Genomic DNA, 25,897 nt, shown 5'->3' with positions numbered 1-25,897 from the left:
CAGGTTTTCAGAAAAATAACTATATGCGAATAACGGATAGGTATACACGCTACTGTTGGTTAACTGCCTGCATATTGCTTATGCTGCCGGCATTACTGCATGCGCAGGATGCAAAGGATACCATATACGCTCCATTAAGTGTAGAGGATATGAGCGGGCCGGCAAAGGAAGCCGGGGTAAATGAGGACACCTATAATGCTCCCGATGCGGATAGCGATTCAGAAGATGTAATGGAAGATACCGTTGTGGTACCTCCGCATTACCTGTGGGACCAGGCCGTACCGGCTGATGCCGATACCCTGGAATGGTGGGAGAACAATGGGCTGGTGCTACGCAGAGTACCGGCTACAGTAATGGAAAAACTAAGGGCTGATAAAAAGCTGCAGTATGATAAGAAAATAAAACCACCCTCCGATAATTTCCGGTGGCTGGCAGTGGCATTAGTGGCCCTGGCGGCTTTTTTACAGAGCATTCGTTATATTATTTATACCCTGCTGATAATAGGGCTGGTATTGCTGGTGCTGTTTTTTATGCGGCAGCAGGGCTTTCGTTTTTCCCGGCGGAAAGGCGGCCTTGAGCTGCCGGAAGTGGAAGCAGAGAACATTGCGGCTACCGCCTATGAAAAGCTGATACAGGAGGCCATTAGCGGAGCGCGCTTCAGGCAGGCCGTGCGGCTGCTGCATTTGCAGGCGCTGCACTTATTGTCAGAGCAGCAGTTGATCACTTTAAGCAAGGATAAAACCAATACGGATTACCTGCGGGTGTTATCTAAAACCCAATGGTACCAACCCTTTGCACGCCTTACCCGGGATTATGAGTATATCTGGTACGGGGAAATAGCGGTGAATGAGGAACAGTTTGCGCTGGTGTACGGGCGGTTCCGGGAATTTCAAAAAGAACTGAATCATCTTTAGTTAAGGCTGCAGGGCGAAAGCCATGCAGGCCTGCATAAAAATCTTGTTAGTTGAAATCAAAGTTTTCCATAATTATAGTAGTGCTGGTGGTGGTGTGCATCATTCTGCTGCTGGTGGCGGGTACCCGGTCGGTGGAGGATGAGATCCAGGACCTTACCAAGCAAAGCTTTTCCTACAAGGATAAAAAGCCGGGCGGCTGTTATGCGTTGTTCCAGGTGCTGCCGCACCTGTATACCAATGAGCCGGTAAAGGTGGTGACCAAACCCTTTAGTCTTACCTACAAGAAAAATCAATCCTTTGCAATGGGGGAGGAAAGTCTGTATATACTGGTAACGAAAAAACTATACGCCAGCGAACAGGATGTAACGGATATGCTGCAGTTTGCCGCCAATGGCAACCAGCTGTTTATAGCCACAACAGAGCCTGACAGCCTGCTGCAGGCCCGTTTGGCCGTTGAAGCAGATACGCTGGACGGTGGTTTTGGCATGCCGGTAAGCACCCAGCATTATATAAATCCGAACCTGGCGCCGGATACTGTTTTTTCCCGCAAGGGCATTGCTGCTGGCCGTTATTTTACCAGCTATGATACAAGCGCTACCACTATTTTAGGTACCGGTATTGTACCGGATAGCAGCACCGGCCGGGCAAAGCCTAACTTTATACGTATTGCTTATGGCAAGGGCGCGGTGTTCCTGCTGCTGAACCCTTCTACGCTTACCAATTATTTCCTGATGCATGAGCCTAACATGGCATCGCTGGAAAAACAGCTGGCTTATACCTATAACATTCCCACTGCTATTTATTGGGATGAATATTATAAATACCTGAACGGGCCCCGGGGCGATTTCAGCGAGTGGCAGGTGCTGATGCGCTACCCCGCTATTCGCTGGGCATTGTGGCTAGTAGTGGCATTGCTGCTGTTATATGTGCTGTTTGAAGGTAAACGCCGGCAGCGCATTATACCGGAAAAGGAAGTGCTTACCAATAACTCGCTGGAGTTTGTGGAAACACTGGGGCAGCTGTATTACCAGCAGGGCAACAACCGTAACCTGGCGCATAAAATGGTGCTGCACTGGACGGAGTATATCCGTACCCGTTTTTACCTGAACACCACTTACCTGAACCAGGCATTTATAGATACGCTGGTGCGCAAGTCGGGCTTGCCTTATGCAGCTGTGCAGGAAATTGTGGACAGCATACATCATATACAGCTGTCGGAACAGATCAATGATAAATATTTAGAACAATTTTATAAGAACATACATCAGTTTTACCAAAACACGAAATAGATGGACGTGAATACATTTGAACCCAGGTCAGACCTATCCTCACTGCATCAGTCAGTGGAGGCTATCCGTGCGGAGATCGGCAAGGTAATAGCCGGCCAGCATGAAATGATAGACCTGCTGATCACGGGGCTGCTTACGCAGGGGCATGTGCTGATAGAAGGCGTGCCCGGCGTGGCTAAAACACTTACTGCCAAGCTGCTGGCCCGCTGTGTGGATGCGGACTTTTCCCGTATACAGTTCACCCCGGATATTATGCCGGCCGATGTGCTGGGCACCTCCGTATTCAACCCCCAGAGCCGGGAGTTTGAATACAAGCGGGGACCGGTTTTCAGCAACCTGGTACTGATAGATGAAATTAACCGTGCACCTGCCAAAACACAGGCGGCGCTGTTTGAGGTAATGGAAGAACGGCAGGTAACCAATGACGGTATTACACACCCGTTGCCATTGCCGTTTATGGTAATAGCCACGCAAAACCCTATTGAGCAGGAAGGTACGTACCGCCTGCCGGAGGCTCAGCTGGACCGCTTCCTGTTTAAGATAGAGGTGAAGTACCCGGCTGTTGCAGAGGAAGTAGCCATGCTGCAGGCTATGCACCAGCATAACAATATACAGGACATTACACAGCTGGTGAACCGTGTAATCACGGCCACCCAGGTAATGGAATACCAGGCGCTGGTACGCAAGATCCATATTGAAGAAAAGCTGCTGCATTACATTGCAGCGCTGGTACAGGAAACCCGTGTGAATGCCTCTTTGTACCTGGGCGCATCGCCACGTGCATCCCTGGCCGTTATGAACTGTGCCAAAGCCGTAGCCGCCATGCGCGACCGTGATTTTGTAACACCGGATGATATTGTTGAAATGCTGCCGCATGTGCTGCGCCACCGTATTATGCTAACGCCGGAACGCGAAATGGAAGGTATTGCTACGGATGAAGTGATTGCACAGATTATTAAGGCTGTGGAAGTACCCAGATAAGCGGAAAGCAGAAAGCGCAAAGCATAAAGCTTAATGCAATGCAGAGCGCCGGGCAATGCTTTCGGATAAGGGCTATATACAATGTGGGAAAGCTTTATGCTTTCAGCTTTGTGCTTTATGCTCATTAAATTTTAAAGAATGTCCATCAAAGAAATATACCGCGCCTTTTTCTTCGGCAATCGCTTTTACCTGTGCCTGGGTGGGAATGTACTGCTGTTTATAGCAGCCTTCTTTTTCCCGGCACTGTATGTTATTGCGCAGCTGGTGTTTGCTGTGCTGGTGGTGCTGCTGTTGCTGGATATCAGCATGCTGTTTGGCGCATCCAAGCCCTTGCAGCTGGAACGCAGTATGGCGGCACGTTTCAGCAATGGAGATGATAATGAGGTACGGATAACAGTGCAAAGCAGCTTCCGCTTTCCGGTAAGCCTGTCTGTGATCGATGAGCTGCCCTTCCAGTTCCAGCTGCGGGATCATGTATTAAAAACCTGGCTGAAACCCGGCGCTACGCACGTTTTCAACTTTACGCTACGCCCGCTGGAAAGAGGCGTGTATGAATTTGGTAATACCAATGCATTTGCTGCCAGCCCCTTTGGCCTGGTAAAGCGGCGGGTAGTGTTTGAAAATGAGCAGGCGGTAAAAACCTATCCATCCTACTTGCAGCTGCGCAATTATGAATTGCTGTCTTTCACCAACCGGCTGAATGAGCTGGGAGTGCATAAAAAACGCACTATTGGCCACAGCATGGAGTTTGATCATATAAAAGAATACAGCCGTGGCGATGATGTGCGCATGCTGAACTGGAAAGCCACTGCCCGCCGTGGTAACCTGATGGTAAATACCTATGTGGAAGAACGCTCCCAGCAGGTGTACTGTGTAATAGACAAAGGGCGTAATATGAAAATGCCTTTTGAAGGATTAACGCTGCTGGATTATGCCATTAACGCTACGCTGGTATTCAGCAACGTAGTATTACAAAAAGGCGATAAAGCCGGCTTAACCACACTGGGTGCACAACAGGTAGATATTTTACCGGCCAGCAATAAAAAAACACATCTTAACAAGATCCTGGAAATGCTGTATGCGCAGCAAACCCAATGGCAGGAGAGTGATTATGAACGGCTGAGCATCAGCTTACGCAGCGCATTATCCCAACGTTCGCTGCTGATCCTCTTCACCAACTTTGAATCTACCACCGGTATGCGCCGGCAGCTGCCTTACCTGCGCCGGCTGGCAAAGTATCACCTGGTGCTGGTAGTATTCTTTGAAAACACAGCACTGAAACAGATTACGGAACAGGAAGCCACGAATGTAGAAGAAGTATATAAGCAGGTAATTGCACAGCAGTTCACCTATGAGAAGAAATTAATTGCAAAGGAGCTATCGCAGTACGGGATTATGTCGCTCTTATGTACGCCTCAGCAGCTTACCATACAGGTTATTAATAAGTACCTGGAGCTAAAGGCGAGAATGCTGATTTAAGGGTCCATGGTCGATGGTCCATAGTCCATTGCCTATAACGGTGGTAATGGTACCAGTAATGAATTGTAAAACTGCTATATGATTATATGCCATGGACCATCGAGTATGGACCATGGACTGCCCAACTACCCCCGCTTTTTCTTTTTATTATTATTGTAAAGCTGCCGCTCGTCGTTGATGATCATGGAATCATCATCCGGTTTTTGTTTTACGGGGATCACGGAGTGTATCACCAGGGAAGGGTTATCCCGGTAGGTAGCTGTTACGTTAATGAAACGGGTGGTATCTGTTTTATTTAATAACAGATCCTGCCCCAGCAGCTGGCCGGCAGAGGTCTCAAACTGTATACTGGCAGTATCCAGCGGGTATATTTTACCGGTGTTAAAGCGGCCTTCTACATTCAGGTAAAAATGGATATCGCGTTTTAAGCTATCAGCGTAATGGTGAAAACGGATGCCGGTAACATAAGGCAGCTGTAAAGCCGCTTCTATGGGCTGCTCCGCATCGGGCAGGGTAACCAATAGCTTTACCTGGTAACGGTTTTGTGCCAGGTAGCTGCGGTCAAAAGTGAGTACTCCGTTACGGCAGGTACCATCGGGGGAGGTTACTTTAATATATTTCCAGCGGTAATCGCCTTTCAGGAAACCTTCTGTTGAGCGTATCTCGCCATTGGTATACGTGATCTCCAGTCCAATAGGCGCCTGGTTATACAGCTCCACTACTGCAGTAGTATCATAATAAGCCACAATGCTTTTTACCGTATGCTTTTGAGCATGCAGCATAAACGGCAGCCATAAAAAAGTGAGGAACAGGTATCCTTTCATTATCCATTAGCTTACTTATACATTCACCAGCCATTGCGCGTTGTTCATACAGATCCTAACTGTGACGCGGCTTGCAGCGTTTCGTTCAATTCTTGTACCAGCTTTTGAACAATAGCCTGTGTGGGCACAATATCTTCCACCATCTCCACGCTTTGCCCGGCGCTCCAAAGCTGCTGGTAAGTACCGGGGCGTACGGCCTGCTCCAGCTTTTTCATGCCGCGCAGCTGTACCAGCATTTTAAAATATTTGCGGGTACGCGGGTTGTGGCTCAGCATTTTTTCCATCCAGTTCTGCTTATAGCCTATTTTTTTTGCGGCAGGGGTATTGATGATATTGCAGGGCGTACCGGACAGGCGCTCAGTAAGCACAATATCTTCCATGCCATATTCCAGGATGGCCTGCTTATACTCATCACTTACGCTGGCTTCTATGCTGGCAATAAAACGGGTGCCGATGGATACCGCCTGCGCCCCCAATATCATTGCACTGGCTATTTGCTGGCCGGTAGCAATACCGCCGGCCGCTACCAGGTATTTATCCGGGAAGGCTTTTTGCAGGGCTGGCACCAGCACGTGCATAGGGTAGGGGCCTGCATGCCCGCCTGCGCCTGCGCATACGGCAATAAAGCCATCGCAGCCTTCTTTGGCGGCCTTTTCTGCGTGCTGCAGGTTGGTTACATCGCACAACACTTTACCGCCATAGCTGTGGGCGGCATCAATTACCTGGCGCGGATTACCCAGGGAGGTGATGTATAAGGGCACTTTAGCTGCTGCACAAACCTGTAAATGCTTTACATATAGCGGGTTTGTTTTTTGAACGATCAGGTTTACGCCATAGCTGCCGGCAGGGTTATGGGTAGTAATGTGTTCATTTAACCGGTCCAGCAGGGCTTTCAGCTCGCCTTCCTTACGAAAGTTGAGGGATGGAAAGGTACCGGCAATGCCATTGTCCATGGCGGCTTTAACCATAGCTTCATTACTTACCAGGAACATAGGCGCCTGGATAATAGGGTAACGGACGTGGAATGCCTGGGTGAAGTTGAGCATGCAATTCGTAATTAATTCTTCGCGGTTACTGCCAGCTGCCTTGCCACATATTTTCCCAGGATGTCAAATTCCAGGTTAACGGTATGACCGGGTGCTACGGCAGATATATTGGTGTGCTGATAGGTGTAGGGGATCACGGCCACGGAAAACTCCCGGTCCGTTACGTTAAAGATGGTAAGGCTGATGCCGTTCAGGCAAATGGAGCCTTTTTCCACCAGCAGGGCGGCAAAATCGGCCGGGTACCGGAAACGGTATTCCCAGCTGCCATTTTGTGAGGTTTTGGACAGGCATTCGCCCACACCGTCTACATGGCCCTGTACCAGGTGCCCATCTATACGGCCATTGAACACCATAGCCCTTTCCAGGTTCACCCGGTCCCCGGGGCTTAGCTGGCCCAGGTTGGATTTTTGCAGGGTTTCAGCCACGGCTACTATTTCGTAGGTGTTGTCCTGCAGGCCGGTTACGGTCAGGCATACGCCGTTGTGGGCAATGCTCTGGTCTACCTTCAGCTCCGGCGTTAGGTTGGATTGTATGCTGATAACCAGGTTGCTGCCTTCCTTTTTAGTGGATACTACTTCTCCTAATGATTCTATGATACCGGTGAACATAACGTTTACTTTAGTATTTAAAAGTAAGCAACTTGGAGGAAAAAGGAGGGAAGAAGTAAGAGGTATGATATAGAAGAGGCTCCCAGCCTGATCAAGGAACTATTCAGACTGATCAGATCAGGGCTTTGACATGGACTTCACCAGGGATGGACCAGGGAAAAACATGGGATCCAGTAGGGAAAGACACGAGAAAGACATGAGAAGGACATGGGAAAATGATAGGGGAGGGTTATGGGTAGGGTTTTATGTAGGGGGGAGGAGTTGCGCACGGGTTGCACACGGATTACGGGGCTGTTTTAGGAGGGGAGGGTACCAGTTACACCCGAATGGAACACCGGTTAAATTACCTTTACCTTTGCTTTCCAGGCTCCGGAAATGTGAAATAGTGAACCTGATTGCATTTGGTATTTTTAAAACATTGATTTATCTTTGCTCTCCCTAAAATTATTAAAGGAGTTTTTACTATGTTAATCATCGATTCTAAAGATTGCGAAAACATTGACAAGGCGCTGAAGAAGTATAAAAAGAAGTTTGAGAAGGCGCGCATTCTGCTGCAGCTGCGCACCCGTCAGTCTTTCACCAAGCCTTCTGTAAAGCGTCGTAACCAGGTGCTGAAAGCTGTTTACAAACAGCAGTTAGCCAGCGGTAAATTTGAAGATTAATCGGATAAAAGTATCCGTTCAAAATACTTGATGATTGTAAGGTTTTGTATAACTTTACAATCATCAAATTTTTTGTATTTGAGCAAGCAGCCACTTCACCCTGCCGTAGCCAAGTTCCTATCTTACATACAGCTGGAAAAACGTTATTCCGATCATACAGCTGTTGCCTACGAGCAGGATCTCCGTCAATTTTTTGATTATTTACAGACCCAATATGATGGCGTACCTGAACTTACAGCCATTGGGCATTTACATATCCGTTCCTGGCTGGCCAGCCTGATGGCAGAAAAACAGCAGGCCCGTACGGTTAACCGCAAAATTTCCGCCCTTAAATCTTTTTTTAAATATACTGTTCGCCAGGGTTGGGTAAAACAAACCCCCATGGTGAAAGTTGCTGCGCCTAAAATAAGCCGTCGCCTGCCCGGGTTTATTGATGAAAAGGGCATGCAGGCCGTGGAGGACAATAAAAGCCTGCGCCGTGGCCAGGAAGAAACGCCTATTTTCGCCGATGACCTGGAAGGGGATACCCACCGTCTTATTTTTGAGCTGCTGTATAATACCGGCATCCGCTTGTCGGAGCTGATCAACCTGCAGGAGCGCAATGTAGATACCGGCAACCTGACCATTAAAGTGCTGGGAAAGGGCAATAAAGAAAGGATCATTCCGGTGAGCCGGGAGCTGCTGCAGCAGGTACAGGACTACAATGCCCGCAAGCGCCGGGAGCTGGAGCAGCCGGAAGGGGTGGTACTGCTGGTGCACCCTAAAAGCGGCCGTAAGCTATATCCCAAATACGTATATAATATGGTACGGGGCTATCTCACGGAGCACCAGATCACCACCATTACACGCAAAAGCCCGCATGTGCTGCGGCATACCTTTGCTACCCACCTTACCAATGCCGGGGCAGATATTAATGCCATTAAAGAGCTGCTGGGGCACTCCAGCCTGGCTGCTACCCAGGTGTATACGCATAATACCATTGAAAAGCTGAAGAATGTATTTAAACAGGCGCACCCGAAAGCGTGATCTTAAGTAAAAAGTAAAAAAGTAAAAATTAAAAAGGATTGGCGGGGAGGTTCAAAATGGCGATGGAGGCATGAGGGGCCGGGGTTCTGTGTTTTCGGCGTTGTGGGCCTTTTGCCCGGATTTTTTGGTGCTCTTCCTTGATTTTCTTTTCTACTTTGCGTTTTCTGTTTGGTTTCTCCCGGGCTTTATGCCTCCTATTCCCTTGCGCTTTCGGCTCCGTTCCTGGGCTTCTTTTAGGCTTGTACTTTACCCCGTTATCCCCATTGGGCCCTCAGTTGGGCTTTCAGCTGCAGTTTCAGGCCTTTCTTCAGGCTTTCCGCTTTCTGCTTTGCGCTTTCAGCTGCGCGGTTCCTTTTTTGCTTTTTACCTTTTACCTTTTTACTTCTAAAAGCGCGCCCAGCACTAACTCCCGGTCACCATTTTTTTTTGCGGTATTAACAAATTATTATGCTTTAAAAATGCAAAAGCAGATAAAAAGCACTACATTAGTAATAGAGTTCTTTCCCACACATTTAAACAAAAAAAGCCTATGAAGTGAATGTTTACCAATTCTAACCGAGATTGTTAAATATTAAAAAATTAAGTGTCATGAACGTTCAAATTCAAACTGTGCATTTCGATGCGGATTCAAAACTGATTGATCATGTTAACAAAAAAGTTCAAAAGCTCACTAATTTTTACGACCGGATTGTTAGTGTAGATGTTTTCCTGAAGCTAGACAATGTAGCACACCAGATCAAAGACAAAATAGCTGAGATTAAGATCCGAATACCCCGCCAAGATCTTTTCGTCAAGTACGAGACAAAATCCTTTGAAGAATCCTTCGATCTCGCCTTCAATGCCGCTGTAACCCAGATCAAACGCCAAAAAGAGAAGAAATTTCAGTAAATCCTGAAAAATATTTTGAAGTTAATAACCTCTTTACTACCTTTGCCATCCCGATTCAAAAAGGGATTGGTGAAGGTAGTAAAGTTCTTTACTGTAGGGCATTTTAGCCAAAACACATCAGGTAGAATTATTGGCGGTTCCGGGTGCTGAAAAAACAATTTTGAGAATTCAACAAAGCTGTTATTTTTGCGCTTCCTTTACGGACACCTAAGCATAAATTACTTGGTATGCCAGCATAGCTCAGTTGGCCAGAGCTACTGATTTGTAATCAGTGGGTCGGGGGTTCGAATCCCTCTGCTGGCTCCTGATAATCTTCCCGCAGCCGGCGGGATGGATTGGGAGAAAATAATTGGGCAGGTTCCAGAGTGGCCAAATGGGGCGGACTGTAAATCCGCTGTCTTTCGACTTCATAGGTTCGAATCCTATCCTGCCCACCGACAAAGGTGAGTTCCGCTTTTGCTTCCCGCAGAGGCGGAACTTAGTTGTTGAAAGGCATTGTTCTTTGGAAATAGTTTTTTGAAAATATTATGCGGGAGTAGCTCAGTTGGTAGAGCGACAGCCTTCCAAGCTGTAGGTCGCGGGTTCGAACCTCGTCTCCCGCTCCCAGAGTTTTCAATTATGAAATGTGAAGCGATTCCTTCATTCGTAATTGGAATTTTGAAATTAATTTTTTCGCTGTTGTAGCTCAGGGGTAGAGCACTTCCTTGGTAAGGAAGAGGTCGTGAGTTCAATTCTCATCAACAGCTCAAGAGTCTTTGATAAAACAGAGTTGCCTTGTATCAGGGGATTGGGTTCCTTCTCCTAACCCGGCATCTTTGAAACAGGGTTTAATTTGCGATCTGCGCGCATTCGGTGAGAACCGGAAAATCGTAAGTTCAATTCTTCATCAACCACTCCAACATTGTTTCAGTAATTCCTTACGGCCTGCTGATCAAAGTTTTTATAACTAAGCGTTGTAGCTCAGTGGCAGAGCAAGTTCCGGGTCACTCAATCAGCCAGGAAAAAGACATGAGTTCAATTCTCATCAACTGCGCAAGTTTGTAAAACAGTTTTTAACAACTATTAATACAATCTTTACAAACCATCTAAAAAGAAAATAAAATGGCAAAAGAAACCTTTAAGCGGGATAAACCCCACGTAAACATTGGTACCATCGGCCACGTGGACCACGGTAAAACTACCTTAACTGCTGCCATTACAACCATTTTGGCAAACAAGGGTCTGGCAGAGAAGAAAGGTTATGACGAGATCGATGCGGCTCCTGAAGAAAAAGAAAGAGGTATTACCATCAATACAGCACACGTTGAGTATCAGACAGCTAACCGTCACTATGCTCACGTTGACTGTCCGGGCCACGCTGACTATGTGAAGAACATGATCACAGGTGCTGCGCAGATGGACGGTGCTATACTGGTGGTTGCCGCTACAGATGGTCCGATGCCGCAAACAAGGGAGCACATCCTGCTGGCTAAGCAGGTAGGTGTACCTCGTATTGTTGTTTTCATGAACAAAGTTGACCTGGTAGATGATCCGGAACTGCTGGAACTGGTAGAGATCGAAATCCGCGAACTGCTGTCTAAAAACGGCTTTGACGGTGATAACGCTCCTATCATTAAAGGTTCTGCAACCGGCGCACTGGCTGGCGATGCTAAATGGGTAGGTGCTATCGACGAACTGATGGACGCTGTGGATTCTTACATTCCGCTGCCTCCTCGTCCGGTTGATCAGCCGTTCCTGATGTCTGTAGAAGACGTATTCTCTATCACAGGTCGTGGTACCGTTGCTACCGGTCGTATCGAGCGCGGTCGTATCAAAGTGGGTGAGAACGTTGAGATCGTAGGTCTCCAGGAAGAAAAAATGACTTCTACCTGTACAGGTGTGGAAATGTTTAAGAAAATACTGGACGAAGGCGAAGCTGGCGATAACGCTGGTCTGCTGCTGCGTGGTATTGAAAAGACCCAGATCCGTCGTGGTATGGTTATTTGCAAACCCGGTTCCATCACTCCGCACACTGAATTCAAATGCGAAGTTTACGTACTGAGCAAAGATGAAGGTGGCCGTCACACTCCGTTCTTCAACAAATACCGTCCTCAGTTCTACTTCCGTACTACTGATGTTACCGGTGAAGTTGAATTACCTGCTGGTGTTGAAATGGTTATGCCTGGTGATAACGTGTCTCTGACCGTTAAACTGATCCAGCCCATCGCTATGGATAAAGGTCTGAAATTCGCTATCCGCGAAGGTGGCCGTACCGTAGGTGCTGGTCAGGTGACTGAAATCATCAAATAAGCATCTAATTCTAATATAGCCGTAAGTTGCAAGTCGTTAGGAGTTAGTTTGTAATTACATAATAATAAATTAACTTACATTTCTAACAATTTGCAACTTACGGCTTCTTACGGGCATAGTTCAATGGTAGAATAGCGGTCTCCAAAACCGTTGATACGGGTTCGAATCCTGTTGCCCGTGCTAAAAAACAGCAATGAAAGAGTGAATAGTAAGGGGTGAATGGTATTAGCAAAAAACCTTCACTTTTTACCGTTCACTTTTCACCATTACAATAACCCATAACGGTTAACTTTATACCATGAACAAGATCAGAACATATTTCCAGGAATCTTATCATGAATTAGTACATAAGGTGTCCTGGCCTACCTGGCAAGAGCTGCAATCCTCTACTATGATCGTGCTGGTAGCTACGGTTATCATCACCCTGTTGGTATGGGGTATGGATGCACTTTCCAACGTAGTGCTAACTCAATACTATAAATTATTTTAACAATGGATGCATCCAATACCAATACCGCACCCACCCAGGAAACAAAGTGGTATGTACTACGTGTTGTTAGCGGCAAGGAAAAGAAAGTGAAAGAGTACCTGGATATTGAGGTGCGCCGTTCCGACTGGGGCAACGTAATTACCCAGGTTTTTCTGCCGGTGGAGAAAGTGTACAAAGTACAGGCAGGGAAGAAAGTGATGCGCGAAAAGAATTTTTACCCCGGTTACGTGATGATCGAAGCAATAGATGGTAAAATGACCGATGAGGTGATCCAGTCTATACGTAATGTATCCGGTGTGATACACTTTTTAGGAAAAGAACATCCTATTGCGCTGCGCAAGGCAGAAGTAAATAAAATGCTGGGTAAAGTAGATGAAATGAGCGACCAGGGTATTACCATGAGCGAGCCTTTCATTGTTGGCGAAACCATTAAGATCATTGATGGTCCGTTCAACGACTTTAACGGTATGATCGAAGAAGTGATAGAAGATAAGAAGAAGCTGAAAGTAACGGTGAAGATCTTTGGCCGTGCTACCCCTGTTGAGCTGAATTTCATGCAGGTAGAAAAGATTAGCTAAAAAAACGAGCCGGAATATTATTTGCAACGCCACAATCAAGCAATTGGTTGTGGCGTTTTGCTATATTTGTGTACTGTAGTTATTAGTTCCTTTTACCCCGTACCGTTAACCTACAAGCCGAAGACATGCTCGTAAGCAACAAGCATTTTACGCCAGTTATAGGGTTGGATATCCATATCGTTATATTGTTTGGTTTTCCCATACCCTTACCACACCCATATATTGGATTTGTAGTTGATCCCATGGATTATATTCCTTTTATTGGCGCTACTACCAAGGTGAATCATGTACCCCGCGGTAAAAGCGATACCAGTGGTATCTTCATTATCCTCTTTCATATTCCCATGGGCGGGCCTTTTCTGCTGGCGCCAATGATAGGCCATGATTCTGTGAACTTTTTTGGCAGTAAGACCACCAAAGTGGAAGGAAACCTCTTCAGCCCTTCCGGCCATATGCTGATGACCTGTAATGATATCGGCATACCCTTATCTCTGCAGCCGGGAAAGAAAATGAAACCCATTCCCAGCATGTACCTACCCACCTCATTCTCCATTCCATTGTCGTTCGGCAAACCGGTAATGGTAGGCGGGCCTTATGTGCCGGATTGGGCAGGCGCTTTACTGAACCTGGTAATGAGCTTTGGCTTTGGCGCGCTGATGAAAGGACTGGGCAAGGTGGGCAAAAAGGCGCTCACTAAATTTAATCATGCGCTGAAAGGAAAAATAGGCAGTAATAAGCTGAGCAGGGCCCTGTGTAAAAAAGGTTTTGAACCGGTAGATCTGGTACAGGGCATTGTAATTTATGATGGTACTGACTTTGAGCTGCCTGGCCCTATTCCACTGAAATGGGCCCGCTCCTGGAACAGCGATAGTGAATATACCGGTGTATTAGGCCATGGCACGCATTTTAACTATGACCTGCGCGTACAGGAATTTGTTGAGGAAGATGCAACGGTTGTATTGCTGGGAGATGGCCGCAGTGCAGTGTTTGATCAATTGCCGTATGTGGGTGACCGTGAGTATAACCGGCATGAGAAACTAACGCTTACCCGTACCGACAACGATGAATACGGATTGTTTGATCATACAGAACGTTTGCATTACAGCTTCCGTAAGCTGCATCCGCTGGATGAACAGTACCGTTTGTATTCTATTCGCAGTGAGGCGGGTTTTATGATCAGCTTTCACCACAATCATAAAGGCCACCTGGTACAGGTAATAGACAGCGCCGGCCGTCACCTGCATGTGAGCAATGACACCGAAGGCCGTATGACCAGCGTAACAGCCAAACATCGCGGTGCTGAACAGGTTATGATCCGTTATGCTTACAATGAAGCCGGCGACCTGTCAGAGATCACCGATGCGCTGAACCAAACCACCCGTATCCAGTACCGCAATCATTTAATGATTGCTAAAACCGACCGTAACGGCCAAAGTTTTTACTGGGAGTATGAACGCGCCGGTGCAAAGGCCCGCTGCGTGCACACCTGGGGCGATGGTGGCTTGCTGGAAGGCTGGCTGGAATACTTCCCGGAAAAAGGATATAACATTATTACCAACGCTTTAGGCCACTCTACTACTTATTACTATACCCCGGATTTTGTGGTTACACAGATCAAGGATCCGCTGGGTAATTCGCAATTCTTTGAATACACAGAGGACTTTGAGATATACCGGGAGATAGATGAAGAAGCTAACGTTACCGGGTATACGTATGATGAAAGAGGGAACCGTACAGGGATGATACAGCCCGACGGCAGCACATATACATTCAGCTATGATGCAGAAGACCGGCTGGTATTGGCTACAGACCCGCAAGGCGCAGGCCGGACGTATATTTATTATAAGAAGGAGGAGCATAAGGGATTGCTGCATACGATCACGGAGGCAGATGGGGCGATCACGATCTTCAGGTATAATAAGGAGAATTTGGTAAGCAGGGTGGAAGATGAGCAGGGGCGGCAAACATTACTGACCTATGATGAAGATCATAATCTTGCTGCATTAACCTTACCAGATCGTGGACGTTCTACATGGAGCTATGATACACTAGGCCGTTGTACACAAACCAGCAGCCCACTGCAACAGGAACAGCATTTTAAATATGATCTCCTGGGAAGGCCAACCGCAATTGATTTACCGGATGGGAACCATATTCAATTCCAGTATAATGCATATGATGAAATATTGCAGGCGCAGGATAAGCATCATAACGTACGTTTTGACTATACTCCATTAGGCAGTATGAAGATGCGTGAAGAAAATGGCATCCGGGTACATTATGTATATAATAAAGCGGAACAACTTACCGGTGTAGTAAACGAGCATGGTGAGATGTATCGGTTCTCCCGGAATGATCGTGGCGATATTATTCAGGAAACCGGTTTCGATGGCCTGGTAAGACGGTATGAGCGGGATGCCGCCGGTAAAGTCATTAAAGTGCAACGGCCAGGCAAACGCTGGACGGAATATGAATATGACCTCAATGGACTTCTGGCCCGTGCTGAATATAGTGACGGTAGCTGGGAAACGTATAGCTATGACCGTGTTGGTTTGCTAACAGAAGCTGCTAACGAACATGCCACCCTTAAACTGCAGCGCGACATTATGGGGCGTGTAACACAGGAATGGCAGAATGGTTATATAGTGAATAGCACTTACTCACTTTATGGCCGCCGTAGCGGACTGCAAAGCAGCTTAGGGGCGCATATAAAGCTGCAACGAAATGATATTGGTGATATAACCGGCATGAATGCACAGGCTACCGGCTTGCACAATCCCTGGACCGCTCATATTGAACGCAACCTGCTGGGATTAGAAATAGAACGTACGTTGCCAGGTGGTATTAAAAGCAGCTGGACCTATGACAAAGCTGGCATGCCGGAAAGTCATACGGTAAGCAGTGAGCAGCGTATCAGCCGCCGCCGGCATTATCGCTGGGATCCTAACCAGCGGTTAAAACAGATCATTAACGGAGTAAGCAACGGCACCCTAAAATTCGGGCATGACGAATTTGATAACCTGGCCTGGGCACAGTATGAGGATGGGGAATATGATTACCGGCTGCCTGATAAAACCGGCAACTTGTATAAAACACAGGAACGTAAGGACCGTAAATATGATACCGGTGGGAAACTACTGGGAACCCAGGATGCCCGTTTCATTTATGATGACGAAGGGAACCTGCTTAAGAAAATAGTAACCGCTGCACCGGCAGGAAATGCAACCTGGGAATATGAATGGAACGGCAATGGTACCTTAAAAACAGTAGTGCGCCCGGATGGTAAACAGGTAGCATTCCGTTATGATCCCCTGGGCCGGCGTATTGAGAAACAATACAGCGACCAGATTACCCGTTTTGTCTGGGATGGAAATGTACCCTTGCATGAATGGTATTATCCGGTAAAAGAAAAACCTGTTATTACCATTGACGAGCTGGGAGATATACAACAAAGCCACCCGGAACCAGTGCCAGCTGAAACGCTTACCACCTGGGTGTTTGAAGAAGGTTCTTTTGCTCCGGCGGCTAAGATCATTAATGGACAGCAATATTCTATTATAAAGGATCATCTTGGAACGCCCTGTGAAGCATATAATGAGGCTGGTGAACAGGTATGGACTTGTGAGTTGGATATTTATGGTAAGGTACGTAAGTTAGCAGGCGACCGTACATTGATACCTTTCCGCTATCCCGGTCAGTATGAGGATGTGGAAACAGGTTTGTATTATAACCGGTTCCGGTATTATAGCCCGGAAGAAGGAGTGTATATAAGCAAAGACCCTATCGGGTTGAAGGGAGGTATTATACTCTATGGGTATGTACCTGATACCATAAGCTGGATAGATCCTTTTGGATTGAATGGCGCTATTTCCAGTGCTGTAAAATGGAAAGGATTTTCTAAAGGGCAATTGGCAGAACACTTCCAAAAACATGTTATTGATCAGCAGGAATTTGGTGATATTACACAAGCGGAATACTTAAAAAGAGCCAAAGCCTTTGGAGCAGCAACCGGCGACCATCTGAAGGAAGAGCAGGTAGGGAATTTTGTGATCAAACATGATCCTGCATCGGGTGAAGTTTTTGTAGGGCATATAAAGCAAAAGGAAATACGAACCTATTATATTGATGACGGACGTAGTGCAGATGCATTTGAAGACGCCAAAAAATTAGCAGGAGAAATAGGCGGCGGTGGATGTCCATGATAATAAAAAACAATAGCCATGGTTATATTAAACAGAAAAGAAGCATTAACGCTCTTATCACTCCATTACCTGATAAAGCTAACGGATGAAGAGCGGGAAAATGTTCTATTGGATATGGTAGAAGATCTTGATGAAAGTAATGCTGCTTCTGCAGCTTATAATGAACAGGTCTTAGCCTATTATAATGAAATAAACATTGGCGTAAAAAATGATTTTCTTTCACAGGAAATATTTGATCTGACCGGGATCACAGTACAAGTGGAGGGCTTAGAGGAAGAATTGTATAAATGTCCCTGCTGTGGATTTAAAACACTTAAAACAAAAGGCGAGTATGAGATCTGCCGGGTGTGCAAATGGGAAGATGATGGCAATCGCGAACCTGACAGCTACAGCAGCGCAAACAGGAAAACACTTAGCGAAGCTTTAAAAATATTCAGTGAGAAAAGGAACGCGCACCCTGATGAAAAGCGCTACCGGGCTTTCCTTGAATGAGTACCCCTCTGGAAGTAATATGTCAAATATTCCCAGGTTCTGTATGCAGAAAATATTTTATTGGAGATGAGTTTGAGCAGTAATAATTGGCCGGACATCAACACATTACTTTCGTTTAGAGATCTACGCGCTATCGGTCATGAAGAGCCAATGGAAGCCGGCCTGCTAGTTAATAAAAAACAAAAGGGGATTTTTTCCTGCTATTATGAAGATACTGCTATTGACGATTTTATATCGGCTGAATTATATGATGAACTGGCAGGCTTCAGCCATGACCAGGCCTATAGTGATTACCTGTTTTTAACAGAAATAGTGCTGAATACGCTTAGTTACAGTAAAAAACCTTCAGCTATTAACCGCAGGTTGAAACTATTCTGTTTTAAGAACATGATGTTGCATCTGCCAAATGAGCAGGAGTTATACAGAACAGATCTATTCCGGTTCTTTTTATTTTTTCACCCCTGTAAAGAAGATCTTCTAAGATCATTTGTTCTAAATAGTAAAGGTTTTGCATACAAAGGCGAACAGATTGATCTTCATCAACAGATAAAAATACTTTTTGAAGCCATCTTTAATAAAAAAAGTCATTTCCCCTCTTTGAGCAGATTTACAGAACAATCCTTGTCCCTTAGCCGGGATATTGTGTTATCCTTACTGCAAAGCATATTATATCCAAGCCCCTGCATATCTTTTCTGGATATGGGGAAAAACAAAGATCTACTGGCAAGGATTTTTACAACACCTGCCCTTTTCTTTGACCTTTATCAGCATGACCAGAAAAAATTCTTCCGCCTGCTGGAGGAAAATATAGACCAGTATATTGTAAAGAGCTGGGATAACGACGCAAAGCTTCAGGCATCCGTATATTATGGGGCTACTAAAAATGATGCGATTGAGAGCTATTTTGACCGGCCTTCCAGGTTGTTCCCCAAAAAGAAGTATCTGGTAGAGTTTTTTATAGACCTGTATGTTTTTTATATGCTCCGGCAGCCGGCAGAGCTGGAAGGCCTGATCACATTTTTTGCAGGCAAACCCCGTGTACAATTAAAAATGATTGCTATTCTTTTCTCGCATCCTTTTTATAATGGAGAAGCCAAACTGCAGCTTGTGCAGTCTGGAAGGGATACATTATTACCGCATGGTTTCTGGACTGAACGGTTGAAAAAAATGAAAGACAACGTAACGAAGTCATAAAATCGCGAATGGTAACTTCTAAGGCGAATGAAACGCATACCATGTATATGAATATGAAAGAATCATTAAAACAATATGTTGAATATGTGGGATCAGAAGATGAATTTTCTTACAAAGTAAGAATGGAAGGGGAATGGGATGATGATGAATACCATCGATTTATAACCCTGCTACTGGCTGTGATTGATGATTATAAGGATACGGACCTGATGCCGGTACCAGTGATGCTGTTCTTTACTTCTCAATTAAATCACCTGGTGGGTACTATTTCTCACCCCGACTTTTTTAATAATACTACCAAAGAGTATGAAGAACTTGTAAATACAAGGAAGACAGAATTACTGGAGTTACAGAAAAAGTTTTTTTCCGGTGAGCTATTGATTAAAACTAATTAATAATAAGAATAATTCATCGCGGAGAAACAATACGGAGAAACAACCCCAAACAGCGTACTGATACACCTCTCATCAAAAAACCATATCTTTATACCAGTTATATCAACTTTTAGAGCGTAGCCAAGGACATTCATAACCCCAAAAATTCTGTCACATATGGCCGCCCCGTTAAAATCGCTGTTACCCCAGCGGCGCAATACCTTTATTGTGATCGTTATATTATTTGTGCTGGGCACCGCCTTTGCCACCTACTATTTCTATTACATTCCGGGTAACCGGCAAAGACTGCACCAGTACGCCTTCCAGGTGTTGAGCGGTATTTCTGCGAACATGAAAGCCCGCAACAGCGACCTGCTGAAACTTTACACCAACCTGGTGAACGGTGAGTTCCGCGATGCCAGGACAAAAGAGGATTCCGCCGCCATGAAAAAGGCGCTGGAGGCCTTACCGGAACAGGTAAAAGCCAGCTTTAGCCGGAACGCGGATACCACACGGGCCGGCACTTACATTAAAGGCAGCCTGCTGGAATACCACATTATCCCTAAAAAGCAGGATGCAATAAAACTGGTACTACCGGTGGAAAAACTGATACAGCCCATTATTGACTACCGGCATGAGCTGTTCACCTCTTACCTGCTGATAAAGCTGGATCATGGCCCCGGCACCATGGTGTATTATGATGAGCGCCTGGGGCTGGATAACCAGGTGCAGCCGGATAGTTTGCTGATGCATTACCGTGGCACTACCTTTTCACAGATCATAGATATCAGCATACAGGGCATTTCCTACAAGCTGTTCTGCTTCCCGTTTGTGATGGGGCAGGAGCGCCTGGTGCTAGGCGGGTTAATAAAGAACACAGACTACCGCCAGCGCCTGGGCAGCATTCCGGTGTACCTGGTGTACCCGCTTATTATTGTGCTGCTGCTCATCATTATTAGCCTGCCCTTTTTGAAAATATACCTGATGGGAGCTTATGAGCAGGTAAAGTTCAGCGACCTGGTAAACCTGGCGCTGGCTATCTTCGGCGGGATTACGGTGATCACCATGATCGTGATACAGGTATTGCTGCTGGCCAGGGGATATATGACGGCCAATATCGGGTTAAGAACCCTCTCCGGCCAGATTGAGCAGAGTATGACAGGAGAGGTGCAGCAAATGCGGCAGCAAATGCGCTTCTTTGACACTTCTTTTCTGCGTGTGCTGCAGCACAACGATAGTATACGAACAACCAATAAACTGGTGGTGCAGGTAAGAAGTAAAAAGTCACGTTACGCAATTCCACTCACGCCGCCATCCGGAAAGCCCTATTATAATTTTGAGCGTATTAACTGGGTGAGCAGAACGGGCATGCAGCGTTTTCGCGTACAGCTGCCAGATACCTCCAGCCTGTACCTTATCAGCGTAAAGGAAAGGGACTATTACCGCTTTTTTGCGCAGCAGGCCGGCAATGGAGCAGATACCGGCATTTCCCTGATGGATCCCGTGTATAGCTGGTCCGGGGGCGATTTTGTAATTAACCTGGTAGAAAGCAGCCGGATAGATTCTATGGCGCTGGTGTCTCTTTCAGCTCGCATGTATTCCTTATTAAATACCGTAATGCCGCCGGGCTATGGCTTTTGTATTATTGATAGTAAGGGCAAGGTATACATTCATTCAGAAGCAGACCGCAACCTGAAAGAGAACTTTTTTGACGAAGCCGCTGAAGCAGGGTCTTTACACGATGCCATTAACAGCCGGCAGGATACTACTTTGAACAATGTGCACTGTTATGGCAAAACCCACTCCTTATATATACATCCGCTGTCGCAACGCCTGGTTATGCACCCGGTAGCAGGCCGTTCCTTTTACCTGCTTACGTTTTATAATAATGGTTATATAACGCCGGTTAACCTGCGCATACTGCTGTTTTCCCTGGTGTGCACGTTCTTTACTTTTCTGCTGGTGTGCGGCTGGCTGCTGCTGCACCATGGGTTTTCCAAACGTTCGCTGCTGTACCGCGATCCGCTGGCGGCGCGTTTCACCTGGATCATTCCCCGGGAGGCAGATGATGCCATATACCGCAAAGGTTTATGGTTCCTGGCGCTTTACCTGGTGGTGCTGCTTACCTGCGGTGTGTTTGGGAAGTGGTTTGATGATTATGTAACCTTTGCGCTGGGCCTCATTTCGCCGCTAAATATCCTCATACTGCTGTATGCCTACCATTCCTGTTCGCAACCCGGGCGCCGGAGCCACTCCTGGAAAATAGCCGCTTACCTGCTGTTGATGCTGGGCTACAGTGTGTTTGTATACTGGCTGCTGGCCATTGGGCAAAGCGGGGGAGGGGCTGCCTTCTGGCTGTTCCAGAGTGTGCTGCTGCTGATACTGGTTATCATGTGGGGCTGGCCGCAGGCTAATGAAGCTACAGCCGCTGCGCCGCAACTGCCGGTATCGTTAATGCATTACAGCTGGTTTGTATTACTGCTGGCATTGTGCCTGGGGGTAATGCCCATGGCCGTGTTCACCTGGTATGCGCATAACCGGGAAATTGTACAGTCGGTGAAAAGACAGCAGCTGTGCATGGCCCGTTGCCTGGAAAAACGCAGGCCGGCTTTGTTAGGGCTGGTAAAGAACTTCCGCAATACGGGGGCGCCTATAAAAGGTTATTACACCCACTGGTGCTGGCAGCAGGGTATTTACAGCACGGGCCGGGATCATATTATGCCGGTAAAACCCTGGGACCAGCTGCCCGCTAATACCCGGAACGTACCGGAGCTGTATTACAGCAGTCTGTCAGGGCAGATAAATATGAATAATGAAGAGGACCCTTCCAGTTTGCCGTTACTGCAACAGGCGGCAGACGGGGCCTGGTACTGGGATCAGCAAAAGGGCGGGCTGGCGCTGCATTACCGGATGGCCCCTGGTAACTACCCGGATAAGGTGCAGGCCATACAGATCATTACGCGGCCGCCGGTACGTTACCTGTTCCTCAGTGGCTGGCAGCATATTACTATGCTGTTACTGCCGGTACTGCTGCTATTGGGGGGCATCTTTTTTTTGATCCGCAGCGCAGTGTCGCGCATTTTCCTGCTGGATTTTGTACGCATTTTCCGGGATGCTGAGCCGGATAAGACATTGGAAAAAAACACGCTGCCCTTTACGGATGAGGAAACCAAAGCCATGATACAGCAGCAATACCAGCGGGCCGTGTTTTTCAAAAGCAAGTGGAACCGGCTTTCCGGCAGCCAGAAGATCATTTTGCTGGACCTGGCGGCAGACGGGCTGGTGAACTATAAAAATGCGATGGAGATCAGCACCCTGCTGGGAGCAGAAGGCGCCCTGGGTATTTATAATGGCCTGATCGTGATCCGGGACCCGGTGTTCCGGCAGTTCCTGCTGGAGCAGCGCCATACAGCAGAATCGGTAGAACTGCGTAAGCAGTATAATGCCCGCAGCCTGTGGGAATCCATCCGTACGCCTTTGCTGGTGATAGTAGCGCTGGTGGGACTATTTATTTTTACTACGCAGGAAGATATTTCCAAGAAGCTGCTGGTGCTGTTAACCACCCTCAGCACTTTACTGCCCCTGCTGCCGAAAGTGCTGAGCAGCTTCAGGGCCACGCCGCCGCCGCTAAAAAATGAATAATGAAAATGCAGCGGTTAACGGCCGCTGCATTTAACTTTTACATTTTAAAACTTTTAGCTACTTCCGTGTAAAGGTAATTTCCATGTTCTTCACTTCTTTACCATTTACTACGGTGTACATTTCCATTTGCTGGGTATTGTCATCTACCCACTTATAAATTTCTTTCACATCACAATCCTTACCGGTAGTAGGGTCTAACATTTTGCCGGTAAAGTGAACGGCTTTGGAGGCTTCGTCCCACTTGCCTTCCATGTACATCATGCCGGTGCCCATATTATCAACCCAGGAGCTCACAAAGATCTTCTTGGCATTGTCGTACCCGGTGGTGCCCATACCTTCAAAAGGCATGTTCATTACGGTGCCGGTGCAGCGCATTTCCTGGTAGCGGCCGCAAGGATCATGTGGTAGGTTGCATTGCCGGTGCTTTTCATGGGTTCGGCATTGGGGTCCATCCAGGAGTTCATGGTAAAGGTCCATTCACCGTCTGATTTGGCCAGCATCTGATGCATAGCAGTAGGGGTCATATAATCCATCCATGCTTTTTGGGCAGCCTGTTGATCTGCGGATTGTGCCTGCGCGGGATGGTGTAGCAGCAGGACCAGCAGGGTGGCTGTTAACAATAGACATTTCATAAAGGTGGTATTTATATTAAAGATACTGAAAATCAACAGGGTGACCGGAGGACGGGCGGGGAATTAATGATTAATAATTAATACGGAGTAGTCCGTGGGAGGAGAGTGATCCGGGACAATGATCATTAATGAAGAAATTGTTTCGGGGGAGGGGGACCTGAAGGCCAGTATAAAACCGGGAAATATTTTGTATTTTTGCAGCCGGTTTGTTAGCTATAACGGAGACAAAAAATAAATTCCAGGGGAGGCGAAAAGTGGAGAATTGCAATAGAATTGTAAAAAATTTATATCCTAAGCAAAAAGAGTGCCCAACTTCAAAAACTTTTTGCCATAATAATTATATTAGCTACCTTTGCATCCCCTTTAAAAGGCAAAATTTAATTAATCAGTTAGATTTTAACACCTTTTAGTTTGGGAGTTCCGCCCTGCGCGGGACGTTTTCACCAAATTAAAACACACATTTATGGCAAAAGAGATTGCAACGTACGTGAAATTGCAGGTAAAAGGCGGCCAAGCCAACCCTGCACCTCCAATCGGACCTGCCTTAGGTTCCAAAGGTGTGAATATCATGGAGTTCTGCAAACAGTTCAATGCCCGTACCCAGGATAAAATGGGAAAGGTACTGCCTGTATTGCTGACCGTGTACACCGACAAATCCTTCGACTTTGTTATTAAAACGCCGCCCGCAGCAGTACAATTACTGGAAGCTGCCAAGTTGCAAAGTGGTTCCAAAGAGCCTAACCGCGTTAAAGTAGGTAAAGTTAACTGGGCACAGATCGAGGCTATCGCTAAAGATAAAATGTCCGACCTGAACTGCTTTAAGCTGGAAAGTGCTATGAACATGGTAGCCGGTACTGCACGCAGTATGGGTATCACTGTAGATGGTAAAGCTCCCTGGGAAAACTAATTCTGTCAAACCTCCGCTCTAACGGAGTAACCATTCAAAAACATTGACAAATGGCAACTAAAAAAAGAAAAGCGGCTAATTCAAAGGTAGACAAGAACAAAGTCTATACCCTGAAGGATGCGTCTACGCTTGTAAAAGATATTAACTGTACTAAGTTCGACAGTTCTGTTGATCTGCATATCCGCTTAGGCGTTGATCCTAAGAAGGCTGACCAGGCTATCCGTGGTTCTGTAACGCTTCCCCACGGTACCGGTAAGACCAAAAGAGTGCTGGTGCTTTGCACCCCGGATAAAGAAGCCGAGGCGAGAGCTGCCGGCGCTGACCATGTAGGGCTGGATGAATTTATCCAGAAGATCGAAGCTGGATGGACGGATGTTGACGTAATCGTTGCAACCCCGTCTGTGATGCCTAAGATCGGTAAGCTGGGTAAGATCCTGGGTCCCCGTAACCTGATGCCGAACCCGAAAACAGGTACTGTTACCAATGATGTAGCAGCTGCTGTGAACGAGGTAAAAGGCGGTAAGATCACCTTTAAGGTAGATAAAGCTGGTATTATCCACGCTTCTATCGGCCGTGTTTCCTTTGCACCCGAAAAAATTGAGCAGAACTCTCAGGAGCTGATCAATGCTATCGTAAGGCTGAAACCGTCCACTGCAAAAGGTACTTACCTGAGAGGGTTATCTATGGCCAGCACCATGAGCCCAGGCATCATCATAGATACTAAATCTGTTCAAATCTAATCCGTTCCCTGACGGATGCAAATCAAAAAGCAATGAACAAAGATCAAAAAAATGAAGCGATTGAACTGCTGAAAAGCAAGTTCTCTCAATATAGCAACTTTTACATCACCAATACGGAATCATTAACCGTAGCCCAGGTGAACAAGTTAAGAGCAGTGTGCTTTGACAAGCAGGTGGAAATGAAGGTGGCTAAGAACACCCTGATCCGCAAGGCGCTGGAATCACTGGATAACGAAAAATACGCAGGTGTATACGAAGCACTGAACGGTGTAACTGCCCTGCTGTTCTCTGATAGCCCGAAAGAACCCGCTTTGATCATCTCCACTTTCCGTAAAGAAAGCAATGGTGATAAACCGATCCTGAAAGCAGCATTCGTAGCTGAAGAGATTTACAGCGGCGATAGCCAGCTGGCTGCCCTGGTACGCATCAAAACCAAGAACGAGCTTATCGGCGAAGTTATTGGCCTGTTGCAGTCACCTGCCAGCCGCGTAATTTCTGCTTTGCTGGAAAAAGCAAAGAAAGAAGAAGCAGGCGCAGCCGCACCGGCAGCGGAATAAACAAACAGCTATTAGCCTTTAGCTATTTAGCTTTTAGCAGAACACAACGCTAACAGCTAAGCGCTAAAAGCTAACCGCTCACA

Annotated in this window: 23 protein-coding genes and 6 tRNA genes; 24 read left to right on the top strand and 5 right to left on the bottom strand. The window is 46.7% G+C overall.

Features of this window, described 5'->3' with window-relative positions:
* The first annotated feature begins 23 nt into the window (after window positions 1–23).
* From BMZ54_RS30810 to BMZ54_RS30795, 4 genes are all read left to right on the top strand, one after another.
* The gene (locus tag BMZ54_RS30810) at window positions 24–914 is read left to right on the top strand and encodes a DUF4129 domain-containing protein (RefSeq protein WP_143081194.1); all 891 of its coding nucleotides are present in this window, start codon (window positions 24–26) and stop codon (window positions 912–914) included.
* A gap of 50 nt (window positions 915–964) precedes the next feature.
* Window positions 965–2,203: a DUF4350 domain-containing protein gene (locus tag BMZ54_RS30805; protein WP_089920825.1), complete on the top strand. Its 1,239-nt coding sequence runs from the start codon at window positions 965–967 to the stop codon at window positions 2,201–2,203.
* Window positions 2,204–3,184 (top strand): AAA family ATPase, encoded by a 981-nt coding sequence (locus BMZ54_RS30800; protein WP_089920824.1) that lies wholly within the window; start codon window positions 2,204–2,206, stop codon window positions 3,182–3,184.
* A 138-nt stretch (window positions 3,185–3,322) separates the two neighbouring features.
* Window positions 3,323–4,663: a DUF58 domain-containing protein gene (locus BMZ54_RS30795; protein WP_089920823.1), complete on the top strand. Its 1,341-nt coding sequence runs from the start codon at window positions 3,323–3,325 to the stop codon at window positions 4,661–4,663.
* 125 nt (window positions 4,664–4,788) lie between these two features.
* On the opposite strand, the gene BMZ54_RS30790 is transcribed toward BMZ54_RS30795, so the two are convergent.
* From BMZ54_RS30790 to BMZ54_RS30780, 3 genes are read right to left on the bottom strand one after another with little or no spacing between them, the layout of a single operon-like run.
* Window positions 4,789–5,487, bottom strand: coding sequence for a hypothetical protein (locus BMZ54_RS30790; protein WP_089920821.1), 699 nt, complete (start codon window positions 5,485–5,487; stop codon window positions 4,789–4,791).
* Between the two features lie 44 nt (window positions 5,488–5,531).
* Window positions 5,532–6,533 (bottom strand): NAD(P)H-dependent flavin oxidoreductase, encoded by a 1,002-nt coding sequence (locus BMZ54_RS30785; protein ID WP_089920819.1) that lies wholly within the window; start codon window positions 6,531–6,533, stop codon window positions 5,532–5,534.
* A gap of 11 nt (window positions 6,534–6,544) precedes the next feature.
* Window positions 6,545–7,141: a riboflavin synthase gene (locus BMZ54_RS30780; protein ID WP_089920817.1), complete on the bottom strand. Its 597-nt coding sequence runs from the start codon at window positions 7,139–7,141 to the stop codon at window positions 6,545–6,547.
* Window positions 7,142–7,605: 464 nt separating this feature from the next.
* On the opposite strand from BMZ54_RS30780, the gene rpsU reads away from it, so the two are divergent.
* From rpsU to BMZ54_RS30695, 17 genes are all read left to right on the top strand, one after another.
* The gene (gene rpsU / locus BMZ54_RS30775; RefSeq protein ID WP_089920815.1) at window positions 7,606–7,803 is read left to right on the top strand and encodes a 30S ribosomal protein S21; all 198 of its coding nucleotides are present in this window, start codon (window positions 7,606–7,608) and stop codon (window positions 7,801–7,803) included.
* Between the two features lie 78 nt (window positions 7,804–7,881).
* Window positions 7,882–8,829, top strand: coding sequence for a tyrosine-type recombinase/integrase (locus BMZ54_RS30770; protein ID WP_238386738.1), 948 nt, complete (start codon window positions 7,882–7,884; stop codon window positions 8,827–8,829).
* A 588-nt stretch (window positions 8,830–9,417) separates the two neighbouring features.
* Window positions 9,418–9,717 (top strand): HPF/RaiA family ribosome-associated protein, encoded by a 300-nt coding sequence (locus tag BMZ54_RS30760; RefSeq protein ID WP_089920809.1) that lies wholly within the window; start codon window positions 9,418–9,420, stop codon window positions 9,715–9,717.
* A gap of 229 nt (window positions 9,718–9,946) precedes the next feature.
* Window positions 9,947–10,020 (top strand) — tRNA-Thr (locus tag BMZ54_RS30755).
* A 48-nt stretch (window positions 10,021–10,068) separates the two neighbouring features.
* Window positions 10,069–10,151: transfer RNA gene (locus BMZ54_RS30750), tRNA-Tyr, on the top strand.
* Between the two features lie 95 nt (window positions 10,152–10,246).
* Window positions 10,247–10,319: transfer RNA gene (locus tag BMZ54_RS30745), tRNA-Gly, on the top strand.
* Window positions 10,320–10,391: 72 nt separating this feature from the next.
* A tRNA-Thr gene (locus BMZ54_RS30740) sits at window positions 10,392–10,463 on the top strand.
* 204 nt (window positions 10,464–10,667) lie between these two features.
* Window positions 10,668–10,750: transfer RNA gene (locus BMZ54_RS33035), tRNA-Leu, on the top strand.
* 68 nt (window positions 10,751–10,818) lie between these two features.
* Window positions 10,819–12,006: an elongation factor Tu gene (tuf, locus tag BMZ54_RS30735; RefSeq protein WP_089920807.1), complete on the top strand. Its 1,188-nt coding sequence runs from the start codon at window positions 10,819–10,821 to the stop codon at window positions 12,004–12,006.
* Between the two features lie 109 nt (window positions 12,007–12,115).
* Window positions 12,116–12,186 (top strand) — tRNA-Trp (locus BMZ54_RS30730).
* 118 nt (window positions 12,187–12,304) lie between these two features.
* Window positions 12,305–12,496, top strand: coding sequence for a preprotein translocase subunit SecE (gene secE / locus BMZ54_RS30725; RefSeq protein ID WP_089920805.1), 192 nt, complete (start codon window positions 12,305–12,307; stop codon window positions 12,494–12,496).
* A gap of 2 nt (window positions 12,497–12,498) precedes the next feature.
* Window positions 12,499–13,074 carry a transcription termination/antitermination protein NusG gene (nusG, locus tag BMZ54_RS30720; protein WP_089920803.1) on the top strand — a complete coding sequence of 192 codons (576 nt, stop codon included), beginning with the start codon at window positions 12,499–12,501 and terminating at the stop codon, window positions 13,072–13,074.
* Between the two features lie 125 nt (window positions 13,075–13,199).
* On the top strand, window positions 13,200–17,276 hold the full coding sequence (locus tag BMZ54_RS30715) for an RHS repeat-associated core domain-containing protein (protein WP_089920802.1): 4,077 nt from the start codon (window positions 13,200–13,202) through the stop codon (window positions 17,274–17,276).
* Between the two features lie 18 nt (window positions 17,277–17,294).
* On the top strand, window positions 17,295–17,768 hold the full coding sequence (locus BMZ54_RS30710) for a CPCC family cysteine-rich protein (RefSeq protein ID WP_089920800.1): 474 nt from the start codon (window positions 17,295–17,297) through the stop codon (window positions 17,766–17,768).
* Between the two features lie 699 nt (window positions 17,769–18,467).
* On the top strand, window positions 18,468–18,962 hold the full coding sequence (locus BMZ54_RS32850; protein WP_143081193.1) for a hypothetical protein: 495 nt from the start codon (window positions 18,468–18,470) through the stop codon (window positions 18,960–18,962).
* Between the two features lie 53 nt (window positions 18,963–19,015).
* On the top strand, window positions 19,016–19,357 hold the full coding sequence (locus tag BMZ54_RS30700; RefSeq protein ID WP_143081192.1) for a hypothetical protein: 342 nt from the start codon (window positions 19,016–19,018) through the stop codon (window positions 19,355–19,357).
* A gap of 156 nt (window positions 19,358–19,513) precedes the next feature.
* Window positions 19,514–22,978: a cache domain-containing protein gene (locus BMZ54_RS30695; RefSeq protein ID WP_089920794.1), complete on the top strand. Its 3,465-nt coding sequence runs from the start codon at window positions 19,514–19,516 to the stop codon at window positions 22,976–22,978.
* 57 nt (window positions 22,979–23,035) lie between these two features.
* Here the strand turns inward: BMZ54_RS30695 and BMZ54_RS33270 are convergent, their stop codons facing one another.
* Together BMZ54_RS33270 and BMZ54_RS33500 are read right to left on the bottom strand one after the other, a co-directional pair.
* The gene (locus BMZ54_RS33270; RefSeq protein ID WP_202909402.1) at window positions 23,036–23,332 is read right to left on the bottom strand and encodes a DUF1579 family protein; all 297 of its coding nucleotides are present in this window, start codon (window positions 23,330–23,332) and stop codon (window positions 23,036–23,038) included.
* Window positions 23,332–23,610, bottom strand: coding sequence for a DUF1579 family protein (locus tag BMZ54_RS33500; protein ID WP_202909401.1), 279 nt, complete (start codon window positions 23,608–23,610; stop codon window positions 23,332–23,334). Before BMZ54_RS33500 ends, BMZ54_RS33270 begins: the two co-directional genes overlap by 1 nt.
* Before the next feature lie 463 nt (window positions 23,611–24,073).
* Between BMZ54_RS33500 and rplK the strand changes: the two genes are divergently transcribed.
* From rplK to rplJ, 3 genes are read left to right on the top strand one after another with little or no spacing between them, the layout of a single operon-like run.
* Window positions 24,074–24,517, top strand: a complete 444-nt coding sequence (rplK, locus tag BMZ54_RS30685) for a 50S ribosomal protein L11 (RefSeq protein ID WP_089920792.1) — start codon at window positions 24,074–24,076, stop codon at window positions 24,515–24,517.
* 50 nt (window positions 24,518–24,567) lie between these two features.
* Window positions 24,568–25,257 (top strand): 50S ribosomal protein L1, encoded by a 690-nt coding sequence (gene rplA, locus BMZ54_RS30680; protein ID WP_089920790.1) that lies wholly within the window; start codon window positions 24,568–24,570, stop codon window positions 25,255–25,257.
* 32 nt (window positions 25,258–25,289) lie between these two features.
* Complete coding sequence (gene rplJ / locus BMZ54_RS30675) at window positions 25,290–25,814, top strand: 50S ribosomal protein L10 (protein ID WP_089920788.1); 525 nt, start codon at window positions 25,290–25,292, stop codon at window positions 25,812–25,814.
* Window positions 25,815–25,897: the final 83 nt, after the last annotated feature.

This window comes from Chitinophaga rupis (assembly GCF_900109685.1).
Classification (GTDB): domain Bacteria; phylum Bacteroidota; class Bacteroidia; order Chitinophagales; family Chitinophagaceae; genus Chitinophaga; species Chitinophaga rupis.
This window is presented reverse-complemented; position numbering and strand designations above follow the sequence as displayed.

Bases quoted from the DNA above. Each gene is read 5' to 3' on its own strand.
- BMZ54_RS30810 (WP_143081194.1), top strand. From the start codon at position 24: ATGCGAATAACGGATAGGTATACACGCTACTGTTGGTTAACTGCCTGC.
- BMZ54_RS30800 (WP_089920824.1), top strand. From the start codon at position 2,204: ATGGACGTGAATACATTTGAACCCAGGTCAGACCTATCCTCACTGCAT.
- BMZ54_RS30795 (WP_089920823.1), top strand. From the start codon at position 3,323: ATGTCCATCAAAGAAATATACCGCGCCTTTTTCTTCGGCAATCGCTTT.
- BMZ54_RS30790 (WP_089920821.1), bottom strand. From the start codon at position 5,487: ATGAAAGGATACCTGTTCCTCACTTTTTTATGGCTGCCGTTTATGCTG.
- BMZ54_RS30785 (WP_089920819.1), bottom strand. From the start codon at position 6,533: ATGCTCAACTTCACCCAGGCATTCCACGTCCGTTACCCTATTATCCAG.
- BMZ54_RS30780 (WP_089920817.1), bottom strand. From the start codon at position 7,141: ATGTTCACCGGTATCATAGAATCATTAGGAGAAGTAGTATCCACTAAA.
- rpsU (WP_089920815.1), top strand. From the start codon at position 7,606: ATGTTAATCATCGATTCTAAAGATTGCGAAAACATTGACAAGGCGCTG.
- BMZ54_RS30760 (WP_089920809.1), top strand. From the start codon at position 9,418: ATGAACGTTCAAATTCAAACTGTGCATTTCGATGCGGATTCAAAACTG.
- tuf (WP_089920807.1), top strand. From the start codon at position 10,819: ATGGCAAAAGAAACCTTTAAGCGGGATAAACCCCACGTAAACATTGGT.
- secE (WP_089920805.1), top strand. From the start codon at position 12,305: ATGAACAAGATCAGAACATATTTCCAGGAATCTTATCATGAATTAGTA.
- nusG (WP_089920803.1), top strand. From the start codon at position 12,499: ATGGATGCATCCAATACCAATACCGCACCCACCCAGGAAACAAAGTGG.
- BMZ54_RS30715 (WP_089920802.1), top strand. From the start codon at position 13,200: ATGCTCGTAAGCAACAAGCATTTTACGCCAGTTATAGGGTTGGATATC.
- BMZ54_RS30710 (WP_089920800.1), top strand. From the start codon at position 17,295: ATGGTTATATTAAACAGAAAAGAAGCATTAACGCTCTTATCACTCCAT.
- BMZ54_RS32850 (WP_143081193.1), top strand. From the start codon at position 18,468: ATGGGGAAAAACAAAGATCTACTGGCAAGGATTTTTACAACACCTGCC.
- BMZ54_RS30700 (WP_143081192.1), top strand. From the start codon at position 19,016: ATGAAAGAATCATTAAAACAATATGTTGAATATGTGGGATCAGAAGAT.
- BMZ54_RS30695 (WP_089920794.1), top strand. From the start codon at position 19,514: ATGGCCGCCCCGTTAAAATCGCTGTTACCCCAGCGGCGCAATACCTTT.
- BMZ54_RS33270 (WP_202909402.1), bottom strand. From the start codon at position 23,332: ATGAACATGCCTTTTGAAGGTATGGGCACCACCGGGTACGACAATGCC.
- BMZ54_RS33500 (WP_202909401.1), bottom strand. From the start codon at position 23,610: ATGAAATGTCTATTGTTAACAGCCACCCTGCTGGTCCTGCTGCTACAC.
- rplK (WP_089920792.1), top strand. From the start codon at position 24,074: ATGGCAAAAGAGATTGCAACGTACGTGAAATTGCAGGTAAAAGGCGGC.
- rplA (WP_089920790.1), top strand. From the start codon at position 24,568: ATGGCAACTAAAAAAAGAAAAGCGGCTAATTCAAAGGTAGACAAGAAC.
- rplJ (WP_089920788.1), top strand. From the start codon at position 25,290: ATGAACAAAGATCAAAAAAATGAAGCGATTGAACTGCTGAAAAGCAAG.